Below are 23,456 nucleotides of genomic sequence, written 5' to 3' on the forward strand. Positions count from 1 at the left end.
ACCGTGCTTCAACCAGGCAAGTGGTTGAGAACGGGCCTATAAATCGTCGAGAGACCGTCTCAGGGTGTAGACGGCCACCGATGGATTCGCCTGGTCATCCGACGGTTCCAGCAGCATGTAGAGCCGATCGCCGCGGGAGAACAGCGCACCGGGCGCCATTTTGTAATCCGGCAATTGGATATCTTCCGCGATCGGGTTGAGGTCTGAATCGTAGAGGGCAAGGTACGCGCCTGAATAACCGGGTGCTGCGAACACCACGGCCAGGCCCCTGTCGCCGATCCGCAGGATCTGAAGGATATGGCTCCATTGGTCATGGTACTCGTCAAGACGGGGAATGTCGTTCAGGATACGTACGTCGAATTGCTCCGGCGGTGGGACATAGTGCGCCGACCGGCCTTGAATCGAGTCGACTAGGACGCCATCCAGCGAATACTTCGAAAGGGTGTACTCGTAAGGCGATATGGTGTAGAGGAATCCCCCCGATATCACCACGCCCCCGCCCGCTGATCTGGCCGCTTCATTGTGGTTTTCTGACTGAGGCGCAAACCTTCGCAAAAGCTGGCCCTGATCGTCCAGTTCGCACACCAGTTCAGAGGGATGGGTGGACCAGTAACCGTACAGCCGGCCCTCTTCGGAGTAATCGATTTCATCCAGGAGCTCCGATACCGGAATGGAACTGACGAAGCGGTATGATCCGTCATAGCAGGATATACGGGACATCATGCTGTCGTACAGGTACAGATTCCCGTTGTGGGAGGCTATCGAGACCGGATTGCGGTACTCTCCCGGGCCATCGCCCGGTCCGCCGATCATGCCCTTGCCCGCCCCGGATCTGTCGTAGATCCCCGCACGGGGCGTGATATCCAGTATGATGATGTCTCCACCTGCGGTTACCGTGGCGATTCGGGGGAGTGGTCCAATGAGAAACTCGTCGCGCGAATCCAGCACTATTTGTGACTCTTCCTGGAAAACGTCCTCGAAAACGAGCGTTCTGGCCTCCGCGCAACCCGTCAACCACACCGGAAACACGGTCGAGACGGCGAACATCATCAATACAGAATACATAGGGGTCACCCGGAATGATCCGTTCATATGATGCCAAGCCTAAGGTATCAGACAACAAAATACAAAGAATCACCGCCATCAATAGGGTATCACCCTACTTAAAGCGCATGATCTCGCGTTACGAATTGATGAGAACGGGTGTGTGTTAGCCAGGATGCCGGACTACAACCCCGGCTTCTCCGCGTCTTCCGCGGCCGGCCCCTGCAAGTTGACGTTGTCCCCGGTGGGCCACCGCACGTTGTAGTGCGCGGAGCGGTCCCGCTTGTATCCCGCGTGCCAGTAGTTGCTGGCCGCCAGCCATTCCAGCAGGTCTTCCTTCATCTTCGCCTTGATCCCGGTATACGCATCGTCGTCCCACCGGTTCCATAGCTCTGCGGGATCGGTCTCCAGGTCGTACAGCTCGCCCTCCTCCTGGCCGATGTAGTAAACCATCTTGTGGGCCGGGCTCCGCATCATGATCTGGTAGTTGTCCTCGCAGAAGACGTAGTCACGCGGCGTGACGGAGGAGTCCGGGTCGGCATAGGGCAGTAAGGACCGCCCTTCCAGGTAGGTGGGGACCGGCACGCCGGCCGCCTCGAGGATGGTGGGACCCAGGTCCATGAGGGAGACCAGGTCGCTAACGTGGTCGCCCCTTCGCCGGCGGTCCGGGTAGCGGATGATGAGGGGGATGTGGGTGATGGTGTCGTACATCAGCCACTTGTAGGCCAGGGCGTGGTCGCCCAGGTTCTCGCCGTGGTCCGAGCAGAAGATGACCAGGGTGTTGTCCAGGTAGCCCCTTTCCTCCAGGGCGTCCAGGATCTCTCCCATCTTCTCGTCCACCGTGGTCACCTTGGCGTAGTAGTGCCGGCGCATGCGGTCGATGCGTTCGTCGTTGGCCAGGTACATGTTGATGCCGGATTCGTGGCCGGCCGTGGAGAACATCTTCTTCAGCGCTTCCTGCTGGGGCGGCTTTTCCGCCAGTTCGTTCTCCCGGGTTACCGGCATGGGTATCTCGACATCTTCGTACAGGCCCAGGTGACGGGGGAGGGGATCCCAGGGTTCATGGGGACCCGTAAATCCGATTTCGAGGAAGAAGGGCTTTTCGCCGCGGTGGCTGCGGATCCAGTTGAGCGCCGAGTTTCCGATGAAGACGTCGCTGTGGAAGCGCTCCTCCTCGTGCCACTGCACGCCCTGCAGTCTGGTCCACCAGTCGGGGTCCGTCAGGTGGCGGTCGTTGGGCCGCTCCACGCCGTGAAAGGTCATGTAGCGGCCCCAGTCGTCGTCCGCGCCGCCGCCGGCCAGGCTCATCCCGGTCGGGTTCTCGACGACGACCCGCTCGTGGAACCCGCCGGGGATGTCCCGGGGCATGAAGTGCATCTTGCCGATGCTGGCGCACCAGTAGCCGCTTTCCGCCAGGTCCTGCACCCAGTTGCGGTGGCGTCCCCAGGGCTGGAAACTGTAGACGCCCGTGTTATGGGGGTACATGCCGGTGAAGACGGCGGCCCGCGAGGCCACGCAGGTGGCGCCCGGACAGTAGGCCTGCCGGAAGGAAACCCCCTCGGCGGCCAGCCGGTCGTGGGCCGGGGTGATCATGTGGGGCTGGTCCCAGCCGCGGATCGTATCGATACGCTGCTGGTCCGTCATGATGAGGATGATGTTGGGGCGGTCCGGGCCAGGCGGACCAGGTGGGCTAGGCGGTCCAGGTGGGCTAGGCAACGCGGTCCTCCATCGCGCCGTCGCCGTCCTCTTCGGACCGGGGATGCAGCCGGGTCACCTCCGCCTTGATGATGCGTTGCCCTTCGACTTCGCGCACCACGATCCGGGCGTTCCGGAACGGCACTTCCTCTCCGGGTTCGGGCACCCGGCCGAGCTCATTGAAGATGAGGCCGCCAACGGTTTCGAACCCGTCCGGCGTAATATCGAGGTCCAGGATATCGTTCAGCGTATCGATATTGAGCCGGGCGTGGACGATGTACGAGCCGTCGGGCGTCGCCTCGTACATGGGGTCCTCGTCGTCGTACTCGTCCTGTATCTCGCCGACGATCTCTTCGAGCAGGTCCTCCAGGGTCACCAGGCCCGCGGTGGTCCCGTGTTCGTCCACGACGATGGCCAGGTGGATCTTGTCCTGCTGGAACTCTTTCAGCAACTCGGCGGCTTTCTTGGTCTCCGGGACGACATAGGGCGGGCGAAGCAGGGCGTCCAGGTCCTTCTCCTCATCCGGGTCTTCGCTCAGCTGGAGCAGGTCCTTGGCGTAGACCACGCCCACGATATCGTCGACGGAATCGCCGTAGATCGGAATCCGGGAGTGTCCCATCTCGCGGATGAGCTCCAGCAGGTCGGGTATGGGCCTTGATCGTTCGGCGCACACCATGTCCACTCTCGGGACCATCACCTCGCGCACGTTGGTGTCGTGCATTTCGATGATGCTGCTGATCATCTCCTTGTCGTCGGGTTTCAGTTCGTGGGTTTCTTCCAGTTCGAGCACCCGGTGAAGTTCGTCGTCGAGCCAGTAAGGATTGCGACCGCTGCTGAAGAGCCCCCCGCGCGCCATGCGCAGGTTGACGAGCAGCAGCGGCGTGATCAGCGGCCAGAACAGCCAGTAGCTGATGAGCACGAGTACGGCGGAGACGCGGACGGTCGGGTCGGAATAGTGCGACACGAGCAGTCTCGGCAGCCATTCGATGAGCACCAGCAGGAGCCCGATGGCGCACAGCCCGGAAAGGGTCAGCGTCAGTGTCGAGCCGAACCAGTCGGTGAGCGGCGGGGTCAGGAACAGCGCCACCACGGAGACCACGACGCCGGCCGTGGTGATGATCTTCCCGATCAGCAGGGTGGTGAAAAGGCGTTCCTGGTTGTCCAGCCACCGGGTAACGCGGCTGGACTGTCCGCCCTCGTGGGCGGCCTTGAGTTCCTGGAGCGTGTTTTTAGGCAGGCTGGAAAACGCGGATTCCGCTCCGGTCAGGAGCATGGCGTAGAGGGTGCACCCAATGAGGACAAGCCATTCGACCAATAGGGGAATGTCGTCATCCACAACGTTTTTCTCCTACTTGACCTTCCGGAATCCCGCGGTCAGCCTGGCCGGCCTGAGTGGCCTGGTCGGCCAGTACGGCCTGAGTGGCCTGGTTGGCCAGTACGGCCTGAGTGGCCTGGTCGGCCAGTACGGCTTGGTCGGCCCGGGCAGCCGCATCCGCGGAATAGACCTGTTCCTTTTCCCGCATCACTTTGCGCTGCGAAGCGGTGTGGTGGTCATATCCCAGCAGGTGCAGGCACCCATGGACCACGAGCCGGTGCAACTCGTCGTCCAGGGACACGTGATGACGGGCGGCCTGGTCCCGGGCCCGGTCGACGGATACGTACACGTCGCCCAGGGTTTCTCCTTCGGATCCGGGATCGTCGTCCATTCCGAACGACAGCACGTCCGTCGCGCGATCCAGATGGCGGTACTTGTGATTCAACTTCCGGATATAGGGGTCATCGACCAGTATCACGGTCACGGCCGCACGATCCCGGCCTTCGCCCCAGAGTACCCGGCAGACTGCGGTCCACATCGCCTCGCGCGGGATGTCCGGCGCGGGCAGGACGGTCTCGATCTCGATATTCAAGTGTCGTCGCGGGTGGAATTACGGGTTTTCATGGCGTTCATAGGCCTTGATGATGTCCTGGACGAGCCGGTGCCTGACCACGTCCGTCTCCGTCAGGTACACGAAGGAGATCCCGCGGATGTCCGCGAGCACTTCCTGCACGTGCACCAGTCCGGAAACCTTTTCCTCGGGCAAGTCGATCTGGGTGATGTCCCCCGTGATGATCGCCTTGGAGTTCGCGCCCAGGCGGGTCAGGAACATCTTCATCTGCGCGGTCGTCGTGTTCTGGGCTTCGTCGAGTATGACGAAGGCGTTGTTCAGCGTACGGCCGCGCATGTACGCCATGGCGATGATTTCTATGGTCCCGTCTTCGATGAGCCGCCCGGCCTTGTGGTTCGGGATCATGTCGTGCAGCGCGTCGTAGAGCGGCTTCAGGTACGGGTCCACTTTTTCCCGCGGGTCGCCGGGCAGAAAGCCGAGACTCTCACCCGCTTCAACGGCCGGCCGCGCCAGCACGATCCGGTCGACTTCCCCGTGGCGGAGGGCCGAGATGGCCATGGCGACGGCCAGGTAGGTCTTCCCCGTGCCCGCGGGGCCGATGGAGAAGACGATATCGCACTTGCGGACCTGGTCCACGTAATTCTGCTGATTGGGACTCCGTGCCTGGATCCGTTCCCGCCGGGAGAGCACGTCGATGGACTCGCCGTACCCCGATCCCTGGCCTTCGTCGCTTTTCGTCCCGGTGCGTGTCGCCCGGATGATGTCGTCCACTTCCTTCGTGCGGCCCTGCTGGACGGACTTGATCATCTCGCGCAGCACACGGGTGATCTGCCTTACCTCTTCCGCCTTGCCCGTGATCACGACCTCTTCGCCCCGGGCGGTGATTTTGGCGTCGAATTCGCTTTCGATGGCGCGCAGCCTGGAGTCAAACTGGCCGTAGAGCGCGAGGGGATCGATGCCCTTGGCCGACAGGCGTTGCGTAACCGTGTTTTTCAATGATGGCATATATTGGAAGGTCGATGCTTGTACGGTGCGATTCGCCGGCCTGTTCCGATTGTCCGGTCAGGCCGCGCTTTCGCCACGTTTTCCGTAAGTAAAATCTAACGTTAAAGCCGGTTCGTGTCAAGCGTATTCCGAATGCGATTCGATGCCGAGGCGGTCGAGCAATGCGTCGAAGTCCTCCATGATCCGGTGTATGCCGCGCCGGACTTCCGCGGCGGAAGTTCTGATGCGATCCGCCGTCTGCCCGTCGATGAGCCCGTCGTCGCTGGCCTGTTGCAGTTCATCCTCGTCCAGCACCCGACAGCCGCCGTCCGGGTAGAACCAAAGGTCCAGCAACTGGTCGTCGTATTCCACGCGGTCCAGTCCGATCCGCACGCCGTCGCACAGGTGCACGTAATGCCCGACGAGGCGGCCGCCGGGTCCAATCATCTTCCAGAGGATGTACGGAAGCCCCTCCTCGTAGTACGCCAATGTCAGCGTGCCTGCGGGGATCCGGATGTCACCCTGGCTGTACGGCCGGTCGGACCGGTAGGAGATGACCATGCGGCTGCCGCCGCGGTGCAGCAGGCCGCACTGGAAGGACTGGTCGGGCTTGCCCGGGTTATGCTTGATTTCCGTAATGGTGGCGGCCATGGAAGGGCTACGCGATCCGTTCGAGGACGTCGCGGATCTCCGTGACGAGTGGGCCGTTTCCGTTCTGCCGGTACCAGGACCGGATGCGCGGGTAGATGTCCTCCATGGGGATCCTGCCCTTGTTGTCCCGCATGATCGCCTGGCACGCCTCGGGACGCGGTCCCCACCTGGCCAGTTCGTTCCGGTCGGCGTCCATGAAGACCAGGTAGGGAATGGCCTTCGAGCCGTCGGTGAGATAGCGGTCCATGATGTCCAGGTTCTCGTCCCGGCGGAAGATGCGGTACGCGATGGCCGGGCTGCCCTCCAGCATGCGGATGATGGGCGGGAGGCTCTGTACCACGTCGCCGCACCAGTCCTCCGCGAGGATCAGCACCTTCACGGGTGTTTCGATGGCGGCGAAGAAACCGGCGTCCTCCCCTTCTAAAGTGAATTTGTCGTAATTATCATGGAATCGTTCGAGATTCTTCTCGCTGTTCCTCATGTAGTCGTCCCACAGGAATCCCGAGGCGAATCGTTCTTCGGAAACTACGGACATGGCGTCTCCAGGCTGTTTCGAGGTTGACTTGGACGGGTTGACTTGGACGGGTTGGCTGGACCGGACCGGTTGACGGGACCGGACGGTCAGGCGAACCACTCGGTCCGTTCGGCGGCGGGCACTCTTTTCTGGGCGGGGACCTGCGCGGGATAGCCGGTGTAGAGGAATCCGACGATCTCTTCTTCCCCGGCGTCGATCTTCAGCAGTTCCAGCGTATCCGGGTCCCGTATCAGCCCTCCCGTGCTCCACTGCATGCCGATGCCCTCTTCCCAGGCGGCCAGGGCGATATTGTGTATGGCGCAACAGGTTGCCGCGTAATCCTCCCGGGCGCGAAAGGCGTCCGCGTCTTTCTTGCAGACCACGCCGATGATCACGGGCTTGGACATGATCTTGGCATAGCCCTTCTCCGTAGCCTTCCGCAGGATGCCGGAATCGTCCGACTTCGTCTTTTCCCGCTGGATCCTGCAGTAGATATTCGCCAGGGTCTCCTTGGTCTTCCCGGTGACGACCAGGAAGCGCCAGGGTTCCGTCAGCTTGTGGTTCGGCGCCCAGACGGCGGTTTCGAGCACGCGGGCGATCACTTCCCGGGGGACCGGTTCCGGCTTGAATTCGTAAATCGATCGTCTGTTACGGATCGTATCGAATACGGACATGTGATTAGATGTCGACCGTTGCCTCTCGACGCAAGCTACTCACGGATGGACTCTTCCACCTGGATCGGCTCCACCTGGATCAGCTCGTCCTCACGCGATGCGCTGGTCAGCCTGGTCTGCCTGGTCTGCATGGTCTGCCCGGACAGCCCGGTCAGCACCGAGCCGCCGTGAGCGCAGCTTCCGCATCCCTTCCGGTCCCGGGAGGTGAACTGCCGGGTGAAGGTGCGCAAGACAAACGCGGCCGCGACGCCCACGATTATAGCGACGAACAGGGTTTGAATGTCCATGATAGCAAGATAATGGCGGACGGGTCAAATGCCAAGCGGTCCGACGGCTGCCAGGTGGTCCGGCGACTGTCAGGCGGTCCGACGGCGGTTATCCGTACCCCAGGAGCAATCCCCCCTGGTAGACGACCAGGGACCCCACGTAGGCCAGGGCCGTCATGTACAGGACCATGACGATGGGCCACTTCCAGCCGTTGGTCTCCCGTTTCACGATGGCTACCGTGGCCATGCACTGGCAGGCCAGCGCGAAAAACACCATGAGCGATACGGCGACCAGCGGCGTATAGACCCGTTCGCCCGTCGCGGGATCCACCTCGCTTCGCAGCGAGGACCTCAGATCGACCGAGGTCTCATCGGCCTCCTCCACGTTGTATATCGTGGCCATGGTGCTGACCAGCACTTCCCGGGCGACAAAGGAGGTGATCAGGCCGATGCCCACCTTCCAGTCGAACCCGAGCGGCTCGATGGCCGGTTCGATCAGCTGGCCGAGCTGGCCGGCGTAGCTCTGCTGTATGCGTGCCCTGGACGACAGGTCGTCATATGCGTCGGGTTGCGGATAGGACGCCAGGAACCAGAGGACGACTGATATGGCGAGGATGATCTGGCCCGCCTCCGTCACGAAGACCCTGGCCCGTTCGAACATCTGCAGGAGCACCCACTTCAGGGAGGGCCGCCGGTAGGGCGGCAGTTCCATGACGAAACTCGTGGGAACGGCATCCCTCATGAAAAACCGCTTGAACACCAGTGCGGCGCCGATGGCGACGACGATCCCGAAAATGTACATGGAGAACAGCATAAGCCCCTGCAGCGTGAACACGCCCAGAATCGTCATGGACGGGAAGAACGCGCCGATCAACAGGATGTACACGGGCAGGCGGGCGCTGCAACTCATCAGCGGCGCGATCATGATGGTGATGAGACGGTCCTTCCAGTTCTTGATCGTTCGGGTCGCCATGATGCCGGGAATCGCACAGGCAAAGGACGAAAGCAGCGGCATGACCGAATGGCCGGACAGTCCCATGCTCTTCATGAACCGGTCCATGATGAAGGCGACGCGGGCCATGTAGCCCGTATCCTCGAGCAGGGCCAGGAAGAAGAAGAGGAAGAGGATCTGCGGGAGGAAGACCAGCACGGCGCCCACGCCGGCGATGACGCCGTCCACCAGCAGGTCCCGCAGCATGCCGGCGGGCAGGAACTGGTAGACGAAGGCGCCCAGGGCGGCGATCCCGTCCTCGATGAGCGTCATGGGCGCTTCGGCCCAGGAGAATATGGACTGGAAGACCAGCGCGAACACGGCCAGGACGATGACCGGTCCGGCAATCCGGTGGGTGAATGCGCGGTCCAGCCGGACGCTCAGGCTGTCCTGGACATCCCGGTCCTCCCGAACGACCCTGGAATAGAGATCGTCGATCTGGTCATACCGCAGGATGGTCTCCAGCATCCGCCAGGGAACCTGCAACTCGTCGAGCCTGCCCCGCGTCTGCTCCACGATGCGTTTCAGGTCTTCCTTGCAGGAGGGGTCCTGGCGGCCGACCATCCACGTCTGCAGCGCCTGGTCGCTCGAAGTCACGCGCAACGCTTCAGAGGTCTGCGCCACCTCGTTCAGGTTCGTATGTTCTCCGAACCACGCCGCCGCGGGTGCGAGCGCCTCGTCGAGCAAACCGCCCAGCAGCCGCCTCCGCGGAAACCGTTCGGCAAAGGAAACCCTGGGCGATGGCGGGGCCGGCCTGGTCGTATCGGTCGAATCGGCCTCGGCATCTTCGGTCGAACCGGCCGGCCGGGCAACTCCGGCCGACGTGTCCTCAGCCTCTCCGGCCGGCCGGGCATCCCGATCCACCGGACCGATCTGGTCGAACATCATCCGCCGCAGTTCGTCTATGCCCTGTTGGCGGGAAGCGACCACCGGAACGATCGGTACCTGCAACTGTTCGGACAGGGCGTCCAGGTCGATGTGGACGCCGCTGCTGACGGCGTTGTCCATCATGTTCATGGCCACGGCGACGGGGATGCCGAGGTCGATGAGCTGGGTGACCAGGTAGAGGTTCCGGTTGAGGTTCGAGGCGTCCGCCACGACCACGATGAGGCGGATGTCCAGGTCCTCTTCCGCCTCCCCGATCAGCACCTCCCGTGCGATGGAATCGTCGAGGGATTTCGGGGTAAGGCTGTACATCCCCGGCATGTCGTGCAGGCGAAGCGTAGCGCCGTCCGGCCCCGTCACGATGCCCGTCTTCTTCTCAACGGTCACGCCGGGATAGTTGCCCGTTTTCTGACGAAGCCCGGTCAACGAATTGAAAACGGACGTCTTGCCGGTGTTCGGGTTGCCGACGAGGAGCACGTCGATGACGGATCTGCGGGTTTCGGAAGTCCCGGTGGTTTCGGTCATATGGAAAACCCGTGGTATTCCCTGTTGGCCCGGTCGACGATCTGAGGCTGGAATGCAAGCAGCATCACGTCTCGTGTTTCAGGGTGTCTCTATACCGCTGTAATCTTCTCCATGAAAGGGACAGCCCCGTCCAAACCATGATGACGGCACCGAAGGTCGCAAGGCCGGCGATCAGTTGACCCGGCCATCCGCCGGCCTCGCCCGTATGAATCCAGCGCAGCCACGTCCGGACCTGGCGGCCGAGGTTCTCGCCGGTAAACGGCACCCAGTCGATGACCCGGGCGTCCTGGGTCGATACGGTCAGCGTCGAACGCATCAGCGGTATGCGATTGTCCATTTCCGATATCGACAGCGTAGTCGTCTTCGACCCATCCTTCGGCAGATTCAGCGTGATGTACGCCCACCCGGGTACCTGGGCGCGTGCGGCGTCTATGAAGGACCCGAGTGGCGCAATATGCGAGTCCGGCTGTTCGTCCTTCGGAATCGACGGATCCGTTTCGGTCGCCGATGACCGTGGCCCCGGCTCGGTACCGGTCAGCGTGTAGACCAGGTCTCCCGCCCACCGGTATGAAATCACGACCCCGCTCAGCGTAATCAGGAACAGGGCGGGAAGGCACCAGAAGCCGACCGAACTGTGCCAGTTGAAATCACGGCTCCTGCCCTTGATCCTGAAGTTCGGAAAAGCAATGGCCTTGAACGACTTTAAAGTCCACCTGCGAGGCCACCAAATATAGAACCCCGTGACGGTCAACAGGCAGAAGGCCAGGTTGCCGGCGCCCGTTACCGCACGGGCGACCGACCTGTTCTCGCCCTCCGCGCCGAACCAGCGGTGCCAATACATGATCTCCCGGAGGAAATCGCGTACGGCCTCGTTTCCCGGTCCCCGGACTTCGGCCGTAAAGGGATCGACATACACCGTCTTTGTACGTCCGAAGCGAACGACATAAGCCCTGTCCGGATCCGACCGGAGGGTAATGGACGTCGGTTCGGTGTCCGTTTCAACGCTTCTTACCGCCATCAGCAAGGCGTCAAGTTCCAAGCTCTGGGCGCCTGGGTAGGGAGGTTGGACCGTGTTGTATTCCCTGTTCGCCCAGTCAACGATCTGAGGCTGGAAGGTGAGTAGCACGCCGGTCACGGACATCATCAGAATGACCGCGCCGGCGACGACGCCCGACGAAAGATGCAGCCAGAACAGGCATTTCCGAAACATTGAACAACCCCCGGTATACCGTTGGATTTGACAGTGGCAACCAGGGGGTGTATATTCCCTAATAAGGCCGGGATCGGAAAGTACGCGCCATGTGTACGAATCCCCCTGGTCCAAGGACTATCGGGGAGAGCCAGCCAGCCGAACCGATAGTCCTTTTTTTATTTCCTTACCAGTTCAACCTCTTTCCACCATTACCGAACGTGCTTCAGCGCATCGAATGGACAGGTGATAGTTCCGAACGCGGATTTCAATCGGATCGCCCATCGGAGCGCGCTTTATCAATACGACGGACGTCCCGGGAAGCAGACCCAGCTCCATCAGGTGTACTTCTTCTCCCGCCGTGCCCTTGATCTGCCGGATCGTCCCTTTTTCGCCCGGTTTCAATTCATCGAGGCAGATCGTCTGTGCTGCGGTACTGGTTTGGATTTCGGAATACATGGATTATCCCGTGGAATAAGGTCAAAAGCCGTTACGAGCTCATGAACTGAACGGTGATTGAAGATAGATTGAGGTCCCCTTTCCTGATAAAGGCTGCATCCCTCACGCCGACTCCGATCGGATGACCAGGCATTCGCCCACTTCCTCGCATACTGCGCAGGTTTCGAAGTCGCAGATCGCCAGCACGTTGGCGTCCCAGTAGGACTTGAGGAACGCCTTGCCGTGAGGATCGTCCGAGAGGAGGAACTGCAGGAAGAGCAGCAGCCGTTCCCCCGTCTTCGTGCTGATCAGGTGTTCGATCTTGCACGCGTCGATTTCCGCCTGTTCCGCGTCGATATGCAGGACGCCCTTGAGAAAGGCGATGAGGATCTGGCGGTGCGACCATACCGACTGCGCCAGCCGGTTTCCCTCGTCCGACAGCAGTAGAAACCGGTTCCTGTCCTCTTCGAGGTATCCCTTCTCCCTGAGCGACTTGATCATGATCGACGCGCTGCCCGCCGTGATGTGCATTTCCCGGGCCACGTCCGAAACCCGGGCATATCCCTGTTCTTCGATCAATTGCTGAACCGTCATCAGGTAGTGTGCGCCGCTGTGCGTGATTTCGTTGTGCTCGAATTCTCTCCAGACATCCATAAGATCGTCCGATTCGTTATGGCAACCATCGTGTTGCCGGCGCAATAAAAAGTTTGGCTTATCAAATATGGCTTCGAATAATATAACCTTTCGTGGGGCTGTCAAGAAAAAAGAAGATAAACCTTAAGATTTTGTGGCCCTGCCTGGTCTCGCCTTATCGGTCCTGCCAAATCCCCCCGGTCCCGCCCGTCCGCGTCCTGTCCCGCCCGGTCTCGTACGCACGCGCACGCCCGGGCGCGTGTACCTAAATATGTTCCATGGTTGTGTTTACCGAAGGTTGGATGTATTATGTATGATAGGAGTTTTATGCCCTTGACAAAAACACCGGAACCTCGGCATGACGAACACGATCCCTTTCACGGAACTTTCGGAGAAGCTCAAGGGCACCGACCTGCCGGATACGCTCATCCGGGATCATCTCGACCGGATGGAGCCGGCCTACTTCGAGCGTTACGAGCCCGGAGTGGTCCGGCGCCATATCGAAATGATCAACCGGCTGGGACCGGTCAACGCCGCGGAGATCGATGTAGAGTTCCTGGACGATGCCACGTGGCGGCTTACCGTCGTGGCTTTCGACAACCTGTCGGTAATCTCGATCCTTTCGGGCCTCCTGGCGTCTAATGGACTGAGCATACGGCGGGGAGACGTGTTCACCTACGCCGACGCGTCGCCGGCGGTTGATGGGCGCAAACGGTCCCTGCGGTCGAGACGGCGGCGCCGCGCAAGGCCGGGCACGCCGGCAGCGCCGCCGGACATCACCTCGGCGTCGCTGAGGACGCAGCGGAAAATCGTAGATGTCTTCCGCGTAGGCGCGTCGTCGGAGAAGCCTCCTGACTGGTCCGCCATTACGCGGGAAATCAAGGATGCCATGCACAGCCTGCGGATGAACAGCGCGGGAGCGCCGCAGCGAAGGATCAACGAGCGCGTCGTGGACTATCTCCGTCACGAGGAAGGCGCGGAGCGCTCCTCCATGTTCCCGGTGCGCGTGGCGATCGACAACGACACCGGGACCGGGGCGACCCGCCTCGATATCACGGGCCAGGACACCCCGGCGTTCCTGTATGCCCTTTCAACCGCCCTGGCGCTGCGCGACATCAACATACAAAGGATCGATATCGCGGCCGCCGGAGCCGAGGTGCAGGACACGCTCGAAGTGACCGACCGGCGAGGAGACAAGATTACCGACCCGAGGAAACTCCATGAACTGCGGTTCGTGATCACCCTCATCAAGCAGTTTACCCATCTGCTGACCCGGGCGCCGAATCCCGCCCAGGCCCTGGAACACTTCAACCAGTTGATCGACCAGGTCCTGGCCAACGTACCACCCGGCCGGGCGATGGAGGAGATGTTCGACCAACTGGAGAAGCAGGAAGTGATCAGCGCGATGGCAACACTCTTCGGCACGAGCGATTTCCTGTGGAAGGACTTTCTCAGGATGCAGTACAAGAACCTGTTCCCCGTGCTTCAGGACATCAAAGTGGTGGGTATCGTAAGGTCGCGGGAACAGATGGAAGGCGAACTGGCCGCTCGGTTGTCGAAAGTCGGAAGTTACGCCCGCCGCAAGGAGTTGCTGAACCGGTACAAGGACAAGGAGATGCTCCGGATCAGCATGCGCCAGATCCTGGAGAAGAAGCAGGACATCCATGCCTTTTCCCGCGAACTCACCACGCTGGCGGAGGTAGTCCTCGAGTCCGCGTACGACATCTGCGACCAGGAGCAGCGCCGGCAGTACGGCGAGCCCACGCTGCCCTCCGGCGAACCCTGCGTGTTCAGCATCTGCGCACTTGGAAAATGCGGCGGCCGGGAACTGGGTTGGGCCTCGGACATCGAACTGATGTTCGTCTACGCTGGACAAGGCAGTACGAGCGGCCCCCACGTCGTGTTGAATTCGGAGTACTACGAACGGCTCGTGCGCATGATCTGCAGTACCATCGAATCCCGGAGAGAAGGCCTGTTCGAGATCGACCTCCGGCTCCGGCCCTACGGCGAAAAAGGCGCTCTGGCCTCCTCCCTGGAGAAGTTCAACGCGTATTTCAACGAAAAGGGCGGCGCCCTGCCCTACGAGCGCCATGCGCTGATCAAGCTGCGCGCCATAGGGGGCGATCCGGTTCTGGGTGGGGACGTCGAGGCCGCCCGCGACGCCTTCGTGTACCACGAAGCCCCGGTCGAAGGTCGGTCGTGGACCCATCTTCGCGAGCGGCAGAACGACGAACTGGTCGAAACCGGCGCCATCAACGTCAAATACAGTTACGGCGGACTGATCGACATCGAGTACTTTGTGCAGGACCTGCAGATCCTCTACGGCGCCCGGAACGACTCCGTTCGCGGACCGAACACACTGGAGGCCATGGAAGTCCTCAACCGGTCCGGATTCCTTTCAGACGAAGAGCGGGGCATGCTGGACCGGGCATACCGGTTCCTCGTCCGGCTGATCAACGCCCTTCGCATGGTACGCGGCAACGCCCGGGACCTCGTCCTTCCGGACTGGTCTTCACAGGAGTTTCTGTTCCTTGCCCGCCGCCTGGGATACGAGGAGGGAGACGGCGCGGGACCCGGCGAACGACTGCGACGGGACATTGAACGAAACATGGAATGGGCGGCCAGGGCGCTGAGGACCCGTTTCGTCCACAAGCTGTTCGATTGAATTCTTCACATCTCGGTATGGCACGATGAATCTACGGCTGAACATATGGACCATGGGACTGGGCCTGACCGCCGCGTTGACGCTGGCAGCGAGCCTGGCTGTCCTCGTCCTGCTGGGAACCGGCTGGGGCAATGACCAGGTCCGCCGCGCCGTGGTGCGGACCGTCCAGGACCGGCTCAACGGACAGGTAACGATCGAACGCGTCGAAACCGGCTTGCGGACGCACCTGGCGATGCGGGGCGTATCCTTGCGCCTGGAGGACAGACATGGCGGCAGGGAGGTCGCGGGAGCGGACGAAATCAGAATAGACTTCAACGTCTGGGACGCCGCGGTGGGCGATGCGCCGTTCTACAGCGTCGGGATCGACGGATTCCGCATGGCCTATATCGAAGACGCCGCCGGCAGCGGGATGAATTCCCTGGATCTGCTGTTTGAAGGCCCGTCGCAGGACGTGGAAGCGTCGCAGGACGTGGAAGCGTCGCAGGACGTGGAAGCGGATGGGGGAACGTCCGGCCTGCCCTTCGATCTGCGCGACCTTCGGATCCGGAACGGCACGTTCCGCTATTTCGATCCCAGGGATTCCACGGCGGTGAGCGCAGGGGAAGTCGGTTTCATCGGCTCCGTGCTCCGGCCGTTCACGGTGGAAGGCGCGATCGACGCGGGGCACGTGGCTTACCGTATTGCAGGTTATGAAGACGCGGCAACGAATATGCGCGCGGACGTGTACTTCGAAGGGGACGACCTTACGGTTCACGACCTGACCATGGAATCCGCCCACGGCCCCCCGATCAGATACCACGTGACCGGCGAGATATCGACCGCGGACGAGAACCCGGCCACGCTGGATTTCGCCGCGAACGGACAAGTCGGCGCCATACTGCGGATCATCGGTTTCGAAAACACCATGCCGGGGATCTTCACCATGACCGGGTCGCTGCGCAACAGCCTGTCCGATCCGGCCATCGAGGCCAGGTTCACGTCGCCGGTGGTACGATCGGATTACGGCGCGTTCAACCTGGCCGCGGTGGATATGGACTATGCGAGGAACGTGCTCACGGTCAACCGGTTCCGGGGCAGGCATGAGGCCGGATGGATATCGGGACGGGGCCTGCTCGATTTCAGCGGTGAATCTACCGGATACCGCCTGCAGCTGGAGTCACCCGGGATCGCGCTCCCCGCGTTGCCGACGGTCCTCGTCGGTACCGGGAGCGAACTTGAGGGCGAGGTGGAGTTGGCCTTCGAAATGGAAGGCGACGGCTTCGACGATGCGCCCCGCCGGGCCGATCTGAGCGCTTCTTCCGCCCTGGTGAGCATAAACGGCCTGCCGTTGCGGGAGGCAACGGCAACGGCCGCGTACCGGCGCGGACTGTTGCGGGCCGAGCTCCGGGAAGCTTCTTTCCGGGCCGTCACCGAAGGCCGCCTCGAGACGGACGGGAACATCCAGCTGACCGGTTCGGTCGACGTGCAAGACGTCGGCAGGCTGCCGCCGCCGCTGGAATACGCAAAGCTTCGCGGTACGGCTGACCTGGATCTCTACCTGCTGGGTTCGCTTCGGCGTCCGACCGTCCGGCTGGGTGGCTGGGTCAGCGGCCTGGCCTATGGCGATGTCCTCATCGGCGAAACGAAAGTCGAAGGTTTCCTGGACGAACGACGCAACCTGACGATTAATGCCGTGCTGGACAGGCTGGAGTTCCGGGCCAGGACGAACCTGGCCGGCGACCGGGCTGTTTCCGGATACTTCAACGTGCATGACCTCAGGCTCGCGGACTACCTCCAAAGCGAATCCTGGTGGGGGCTGGATGCCATCCTTCACATGCGCGGCGAGATTACCGGCACCATACAACAGCCCTCCGTAACCGGGAAGGGCACCGTCCGGAACCTGGCGATTCACAACGAAGACCTGGGCGATACCGATCTTGAAATGACGATCGACACGGACCGCCTGGCCTTCACCCTGACCCGGTCGCCGGGTCCCTCCGTATACGCGGAGGGATCTCTCGAATTGACCGGACAGTACCCCTACGATCTGCGGATCGATCTGCTGCAGACTTCGCTGTCTCCCCTCCTCTCCATACTCTCCAAGAGACCGATAGTAGGCGGTGCCGGCCGGTTCAGCGGGAACATCCATGCCGAAGGACTGGCCGGGTATCCGGACCTTTCCACGATAACGGTCTCCCTCGATTCACTGGACGTGATGATGAACGACCGGGAACTGCGTTCCGAGGCCCCCTCCACCGTGAAACTGGAGAACCAGGTCATTACCGTGGACGATTTCAGGCTGACGGGTGACTACGGCCACGTAACCGTCAACGGTACGGCGAGTCTCGCCGCGGACGGACCGGTCGAAATTGAAACCGTACTGGAACGCGTGCAACTGGAGTTCTTCTCTCCTTTCCTGGTGTCGGTCGGCACGTTCAGCGGCGCCATGGACGGCGTGATCTCCCTGGGGGGCACTCCGGAGGATCCCAGGATCAACAGCCTGCTGACCGTTTCGAACGTAAATTACGAGATAGGAGGCAGGACCAACCTGCTGGGCACCGTGACCGGCATGGTGGTATACAGGAACCGGTTACTCACGGTTCCTTCGCTTTCCGTGCAGACGCCGCTGGGATTGTCGGAGATCAACCTGACCTATCCCATCGACCTGCGCTGGGGACCGGCGGACCAGCCGGATGCGGATCCGCCCGATGAAAGATACACGGCGTCCCTGGTTGTGGACAACCTGGCCGTGGCGCCGCTTAGGGAGTTCTTCGAGCTGGTTCCCGCCGACCTCGACGGTTACATCAGGGGCAGGATCGACGTGAACGGTTCGGTCCGTGACCGCAGGGACGTGGCGGGGGTCGTGGAGTTGGATTCGCTAAAACTGTTCGGTCTCCAGAACGAGTTGGTCAACACGAATCCCGTCAGGCTGCATTTCGACGGGGTCCACATCCATGTGGATTCCATGTCCGCCACGATTCGCCGCATCAACCAACCCGATGACGAGCGGGGCCGTCTTACGACGCGCGGACGCCTGGCGCACGTCAATGGCGGAACGGGTGCGGGCGTGTCCGACTTCACCATCCTGGGCGAGCAGATCAGGATGGACGCCTTGATGGCGCTGGCGAATCTCGACCTCCCCCTGGGCGGAAACGTGAATGCCCGGATCGAAGTCACCGGCCCGGCATCCGCCCGGGTCATAGACACCCGCGTTTCCATGGATCAACTGAGATACAACGAGGCCATCCTGGACAACCTGGCTGCCCACATCGTCTACAGCGGTGGGAAGATCGACATCCGGGATCTGCGTGTTCGCGAAGGCGACGATACCATCACTGCCCGCGGAATCTTACCCTTCGACCCGGGCCGTGCCGTCCGGAACGGCGATGCGGCCGGGTCGGAGGACATCGCGCTGATCGTGGAGGGAGACGACGTCGACCTGTCCTTCCTGAGCGGCATATCATACGATCTGGAACGCATCGAGGGGATGGCGGACATCCGCCTGTCCATCGGTGGTACACCCGCCTCCCCCCGAACGGTCGGCCAGATCACCGTGCGGGACGCGGCGCTGCGGATCCGTGAGATCGAACCGATGTACCGGGCCGACGAACTCGCGTTCGACGTCGACGGAGGCGCCTTCACGCTGAAACCCGCGGCGTTCCGTGCCGGGGACGGCACCATCCGCGTTTCCGGCGACCTCTTGACGGATAACCTGTCCTTCGCTGAAATCGAAGCCCATGCCGATTTCAGCCAGGCGGACGTGGAGCGCCTCGGATCGGCCATGCTCACCATAGACGGATCGCTTGCCTGGACCGGCAACCGGGAATCTTCACGGATCTACAATGTTGACAACCCGCTTGTCGTGCGCGGCGTGGTCACACATCCGCTTAATCTGGGGGAACTGCTGCTCGACAACGCGATCATACGCCCGCAGGACGCGCCGGACCCGTTTCTGGAGAGCATCGCGCTGGACGTCGCCGTGGACGTGACCGATCTCGCCGTCGAGAACAACATCGCCCAGTTGGAGGTCGAAGGCGGTGTGGCCTTCGGCAATACGGCGCAGCATCCCCTGTTAACCGGAAACGCCATTGCCAGGGAAGAGGGCTTCATCAGGTACCTGGGCACCGTCTTCGAACTGGATGCCGGCCGGATCGACCTGACCAGGCGCGTGCCGCTGGAGAGTTTCACCGCGTTGATCGAGTACCCGGTGGCGCAACTCGACCCGGTGCTCAATATTCAGGCCAGGGCCCCCCGCGTGCGCGACATCTACGGCGCAGTCTACGAAGTGGAACTGCTCGCGTCCGGTCCGGTGTCGACGGTCAACCCCCAGTTGCGGGCGGTGCCGCACGACGACTCCAGTCCGGCCCACTGGGCTTCCGGGCCGCTGGCCGGTCCCGAGGTTATCTCCCTGCTGACCTTCGGCATGGCAGGACTCACTTCCCTGGGCACGCCCGACGCGATGGCCGGAATGGGTAGAAGGGCCATCCTGATGGCGACCGGCGCATCGGCGGAGCGGTTTTTGAAACTTGACGAAGTCCAGATCGAGGGCGACCTTTTCTCGGGCACCGGCGGTCAAGCCGGATCGCCCGCGCAGATTACCCTGAGCAAGCGCATCAACCGGCGCGCGCGAGTCAGCTATACCCGTCTGTTCGAATCTTCGGAGTACACGTTGCGGGTCGGTTACCAGTTGACGGATTTCCTGTTTATCGAGACCTTTTCCGAACAACTGGGCGAACATCCTCAGAATGGCATAGACCTCCGGGTTAAATTCCGATTTCGTTAACCCTGTACCCTTGCTTGAAGGAACGACAGGGCTCCAACGGTCGGGCGATCCAAATGGTAGAGGGTATGCGGTTTTCCTCGAAGTCATCCGCTTCCGCCCGGTGCGGGATCACGCCATACCGGATGCGGTATCTCGTTGCGGTCTGGACCTTCCTGTTCCTGCAGGGTTTCGGCGCTGCACCGGCCTATCCCCAACAGTCCCCCATCGTCGAGCGCATCGTAATCGAAGGCAATACGTCCATCGCCGATGATCGTATTCTCGACCTGATCGAGACCAGGACGGACGGGATCCTGCGCAGCGGCCGGTTGAACGACGCCGTCTGGCGGACCGACCGGAACGCGGTCGAGAGTTTCTACGTCAACAGCGGGTTCCTGGAAGCCCGGGTCCGGGCCATACGTGAGCGGATCGACGGGGACCGGATCGGGCTCAGGATCGTGATCGACGAGGGCCCGCGATACACCGTGCGCGCGGTCAATCTGACCGGCTTCGGATATCTGGCCGAGGACGAGGTCAGGCAGCGCCTGTCGACGCAGGAAGGCCAGGTATTCTACCGTCTGCTCACCGCGAACGACCGGCGCAATATCCAGGGTCTCGCCGACCGCAGGGCATTGCTCGACATGACGGTCGACTACCAGGTCTTGCAGCATCCGGAAGACCAGACGGTAACTGTTAACTTCCTGGTTGCCGAGGGCCATCCGATCAGGGTGGGCGACATTCGGGTCCTGGGACTGCAGAAGACACGGCCGAACGTGGTGATCCGCGAACTGGAGATCGAGCCGGGAGAGCTGTACGACAACGCGAAGATCGCCTTGAGCCAGACCCGGCTATTCCAGACGGGGTTGTTCAGAAGCGTGCGCCTGTCACCCGTACGGAGCGACACCTCCGCCAACGTGCGGGACCTGGAGGTGGAGGTTACCGAGTTGCCCGGGGGAGAAGTGAGCTTCGGCGCCGGGTTCGCCTCGGCCGAGCACTTCAGGGGCAGTTTCAGCGTCGCCTATCGAAACCTGCTGGGGCAGGGGATTACCATCGGTTCCAACGGTCAGGTCAGCTCGCTCTTCCAGCAGTTGGACACCGGGATCACGCAGCCGTGGCTGTTCCGGACCCGGACGTCGGGCATCCTGCGGGCGTTTTTCCGCCGCGAGGACCGTACCAGCCATACGGAGCGAGAGGTCGGCATGTCCGTGGCGGCAAACCGCGAACTCTCCCGCACGTACCAGAGTCAGTTGATCTATACGCTGAAGAACATCGAGGTGTCTTCGCTCAGCGAGGAACTGGCCGAATTGCTGCGAAGCGGTTCGGAACCGGACAGCCTCCGGTCCAGGCGCGAGGGCAGTCTGACCGGGGTCGTGACGTACGACACGCGGGACGATATCCTGAACCCGACGACGGGATTCTACGGCCAGTTCCAGACCGGCCTGGCCAGTCCGCTGCTCGGCAGTTCGACGCAGAACCGGAACTCGATACTGACGTTGATGGCCATCGTGCGCACCTACCTGTCCATACCCAACGCGCCCGATTTTTCCACTTCCCTGGCGTTCAGCTACGTGCAGGCGCTGGGTGAGAACCGCGTGCCCCTCGACCGGAAACTGTTTATCGGGGGCGACCGGTCGGTCCGTGGTTTCAGAATAAACCAGATCGGCCAGCCCGATGGCGGGCTGATTGCCATCAGTTCGCAGAACGAGGTTCGGGTTCCGCTTTCCTGGTTTACCCTGGCCGTGTTCGCGGACTGGGGCGGGGTAGGAAAGACGGTGGAGTCTTTCAGTTTCGGAGACCTCCTCCTGGGCTACGGAGCCGGAATCCGGGTTAACTCGCCGATCGGGCTGATACGGGGTGACGTGGGTTTTCACAATCAAAGCAAGATCGACCCTCCCAATTCGAGGAAATACGACCGGACTTTCTTCTACTTCGGTCTCGGACAGGCGTTCTGATTTTGACCCTGCGGCGCCTCTCCTCTATGTCTCCATACAACATCGCGAATTCCTTCGCGGATTCATGAAGGGTTGTGAGAAATGTTCTCCAGGTCAAAAGTGCAGACCTTCACGTACTATAACGAGTTTGACCGCGCGGACCGATGGCGCGACGACTTCGCCAAGCTCAAAGCCGGTGGATTTCAATTCGTCGTCTTCCGAGACGGATTCGATCTCAGAAACCAGTTGGCCTCGGAAGCCCAGACGGACCGGGTGAAAGAAATGATCGGCGCCGCGGCGGACGCGGGTATCCGGTCCATCCTGCACATCGGCAACCCAAAGGCGCTGTACCTGTTGCCTGACACACGGACGTGGCGGCTCGACTATGTGCGGCGCGTATCGGAAGTATTCGGGTCCTGCAAGGGATTGTACGCGCTGCAGCTGGAGGACGCGCCTACGGGAGGCAGCGAGTACCCCGAGGACCGCTGGCAACAGGTGATGGAGTCCGTCGAAGGCCGCCTGTTGACGATGGAAATGACCGAAGACGGATACCGGCATGGGCGCAGGATCTGGCAGATGGAACAGTATGCGCTGTTTACGGCAGAGGTGGCCCAGGCCGTGAAGAAGGCGAGATCGAACCTGAAGACGACAGTGGGTTTCCATCTCGACGCACTCCTGCCCTCTGAAACGCTGGTCCACTTTCAGCATACCGCCCGCGCGCTGGACTTCGTCATCATCGATCCGGGATCCCCACCGGTTCAGTCCGCGGCGGATACGGCCCGACTGATCCGCTGGGCGGTGCGCGCGGCCGGGTCTTTGGCGGAAGGGGACGTCTGGATGGTCGTCGGTTCGCAGATGATGCGGGGCAGGCACCAGGCCACGTTGCGGGAGCTGCGGGAATGGACGGGCGCGGCCAGTGCGCCGGAGGTATCGGCCGTAGGCTGGCATAACTGGGACGATACCGCCTGGTGGGATGGCCGGGCTGTGCGAGGCAGGCCCCTGTCGGAATCGAACCCGGAGCAGTGGGCGGCGATTTGCGACCTGAGTCGATCGGTGACGGAGATGGAACGCGCGAATGCGCCGTCCACGGAGTACCGATGCCTGCTTTCGTATGATTCCTTCGCGAGCCGCGTGCCCGCGCTGGACGTATGGACACCTCATGGCATCCTCGAAGAGAGCACGGGGCGGGAGGTGGGGTACGCGTCCGATCACCAGGTATCGGACGGAGACAGACTTTCCGGGTGTGAATTGCTCTGCTGCACGCCCTGTCCAACGGTCAAAGAAGCAGTCGTCGAACGGTTGATCCGCTACATGCGGGCAGGCGGATGGATCGTGGGTTCGGCCGACGACTTCAGCCTGGACGAGGGGATGCGTCACGGCGACGCGCGGGCACGCTTGTTCGGCATACGGGCGGAGTCCGTCCTCAACGATCCGGACCGGATTCTGCTGACCGCCGGCTGGCCCGACCTGCCCGAGGGCACCGCGCTCGACGCGCACCAATGGCGGGTCCGGCCGGCGGAAATCGACGACGACGTGCGCGTCATCGGACGGTGGGGCGACGGTTCGCCCGCGGTGATCCTCAAGCCGCACAGGGACGGCGGCGCCCTGTACATGGGCACCGAGCCGTACCGGTCGGCGGACAGAGACCGCGACGGCCACTGGCGAGGATTCCTGAAGGCCGTCCTGGACCGGGAAGTGCTCAGGCGCCTGTCACGGGCATAGCCTCCGCGCCCGGGGTCCGCAGGCA

General features: G+C 62.0%; 17 protein-coding genes. 4 read left to right on the top strand and 13 right to left on the bottom strand.

The window, feature by feature from the left end:
- Nucleotides 1–36: 36 nt before the first annotated feature.
- The 13 genes from F4Y38_01705 to F4Y38_01765 form a co-directional block, all read right to left on the bottom strand.
- Nucleotides 37–1,092, bottom strand: coding sequence for a 6-bladed beta-propeller (locus F4Y38_01705; protein MXY47993.1), 1,056 nt, complete (start codon nucleotides 1,090–1,092; stop codon nucleotides 37–39).
- 135 nt (nucleotides 1,093–1,227) lie between these two features.
- Nucleotides 1,228–2,760 carry a sulfatase-like hydrolase/transferase gene (locus tag F4Y38_01710; protein MXY47994.1) on the bottom strand — a complete coding sequence of 511 codons (1,533 nt, stop codon included), beginning with the start codon at nucleotides 2,758–2,760 and terminating at the stop codon, nucleotides 1,228–1,230.
- Nucleotides 2,753–4,075 carry an HlyC/CorC family transporter gene (locus tag F4Y38_01715; GenBank protein MXY47995.1) on the bottom strand — a complete coding sequence of 441 codons (1,323 nt, stop codon included), beginning with the start codon at nucleotides 4,073–4,075 and terminating at the stop codon, nucleotides 2,753–2,755. The genes F4Y38_01710 and F4Y38_01715 overlap by 8 nt, the downstream gene beginning before the upstream one ends.
- Entirely contained in the window at nucleotides 4,068–4,646 is a 579-nt protein-coding gene (gene ybeY, locus F4Y38_01720; protein MXY47996.1) for an rRNA maturation RNase YbeY, read from the bottom strand. The genes F4Y38_01715 and ybeY overlap by 8 nt, the downstream gene beginning before the upstream one ends.
- A gap of 18 nt (nucleotides 4,647–4,664) precedes the next feature.
- On the bottom strand, nucleotides 4,665–5,630 hold the full coding sequence (locus F4Y38_01725; GenBank protein MXY47997.1) for a PhoH family protein: 966 nt from the start codon (nucleotides 5,628–5,630) through the stop codon (nucleotides 4,665–4,667).
- Nucleotides 5,631–5,747: 117 nt separating this feature from the next.
- The gene (locus F4Y38_01730) at nucleotides 5,748–6,260 is read right to left on the bottom strand and encodes a DUF402 domain-containing protein (protein MXY47998.1); all 513 of its coding nucleotides are present in this window, start codon (nucleotides 6,258–6,260) and stop codon (nucleotides 5,748–5,750) included.
- Nucleotides 6,261–6,267: 7 nt separating this feature from the next.
- Nucleotides 6,268–6,795 (bottom strand): thioredoxin family protein, encoded by a 528-nt coding sequence (locus tag F4Y38_01735; GenBank protein MXY47999.1) that lies wholly within the window; start codon nucleotides 6,793–6,795, stop codon nucleotides 6,268–6,270.
- Between the two features lie 86 nt (nucleotides 6,796–6,881).
- On the bottom strand, nucleotides 6,882–7,448 hold the full coding sequence (locus F4Y38_01740) for a nitroreductase (protein MXY48000.1): 567 nt from the start codon (nucleotides 7,446–7,448) through the stop codon (nucleotides 6,882–6,884).
- 35 nt (nucleotides 7,449–7,483) lie between these two features.
- On the bottom strand, nucleotides 7,484–7,735 hold the full coding sequence (locus F4Y38_01745; protein MXY48001.1) for a hypothetical protein: 252 nt from the start codon (nucleotides 7,733–7,735) through the stop codon (nucleotides 7,484–7,486).
- An 88-nt stretch (nucleotides 7,736–7,823) separates the two neighbouring features.
- Nucleotides 7,824–10,115 (bottom strand): ferrous iron transport protein B, encoded by a 2,292-nt coding sequence (feoB, locus tag F4Y38_01750; protein MXY48002.1) that lies wholly within the window; start codon nucleotides 10,113–10,115, stop codon nucleotides 7,824–7,826.
- Between the two features lie 64 nt (nucleotides 10,116–10,179).
- A complete protein-coding gene (locus tag F4Y38_01755) occupies nucleotides 10,180–11,325 on the bottom strand; it encodes a PepSY domain-containing protein (GenBank protein MXY48003.1) in 1,146 nt (381 codons plus the stop codon).
- A gap of 174 nt (nucleotides 11,326–11,499) precedes the next feature.
- A complete protein-coding gene (locus tag F4Y38_01760; protein MXY48004.1) occupies nucleotides 11,500–11,763 on the bottom strand; it encodes a ferrous iron transport protein A in 264 nt (87 codons plus the stop codon).
- Nucleotides 11,764–11,865: 102 nt separating this feature from the next.
- Nucleotides 11,866–12,396, bottom strand: coding sequence for a metal-dependent transcriptional regulator (locus F4Y38_01765; GenBank protein MXY48005.1), 531 nt, complete (start codon nucleotides 12,394–12,396; stop codon nucleotides 11,866–11,868).
- Between the two features lie 337 nt (nucleotides 12,397–12,733).
- Between F4Y38_01765 and F4Y38_01770 the strand changes: the two genes are divergently transcribed.
- The 4 genes from F4Y38_01770 (at nucleotide 12,734) to F4Y38_01785 (ending at nucleotide 23,431) form a co-directional block, all read left to right on the top strand.
- Nucleotides 12,734–15,040, top strand: coding sequence for a hypothetical protein (locus tag F4Y38_01770; protein MXY48006.1), 2,307 nt, complete (start codon nucleotides 12,734–12,736; stop codon nucleotides 15,038–15,040).
- Between the two features lie 25 nt (nucleotides 15,041–15,065).
- Nucleotides 15,066–19,802: a hypothetical protein gene (locus F4Y38_01775; GenBank protein ID MXY48007.1), complete on the top strand. Its 4,737-nt coding sequence runs from the start codon at nucleotides 15,066–15,068 to the stop codon at nucleotides 19,800–19,802.
- A 53-nt stretch (nucleotides 19,803–19,855) separates the two neighbouring features.
- The gene (locus F4Y38_01780) at nucleotides 19,856–21,730 is read left to right on the top strand and encodes a BamA/TamA family outer membrane protein (protein ID MXY48008.1); all 1,875 of its coding nucleotides are present in this window, start codon (nucleotides 19,856–19,858) and stop codon (nucleotides 21,728–21,730) included.
- A gap of 81 nt (nucleotides 21,731–21,811) precedes the next feature.
- Nucleotides 21,812–23,431 (top strand): hypothetical protein, encoded by a 1,620-nt coding sequence (locus F4Y38_01785; GenBank protein MXY48009.1) that lies wholly within the window; start codon nucleotides 21,812–21,814, stop codon nucleotides 23,429–23,431.
- The last annotated feature ends 25 nt before the right edge of the window (nucleotides 23,432–23,456 follow it).

It is taken from the genome of Gemmatimonadota bacterium (assembly GCA_009838645.1).
In the GTDB taxonomy this organism is placed as follows: Bacteria; JAAXHH01; JAAXHH01; order JAAXHH01; family JAAXHH01; genus JAAXHH01.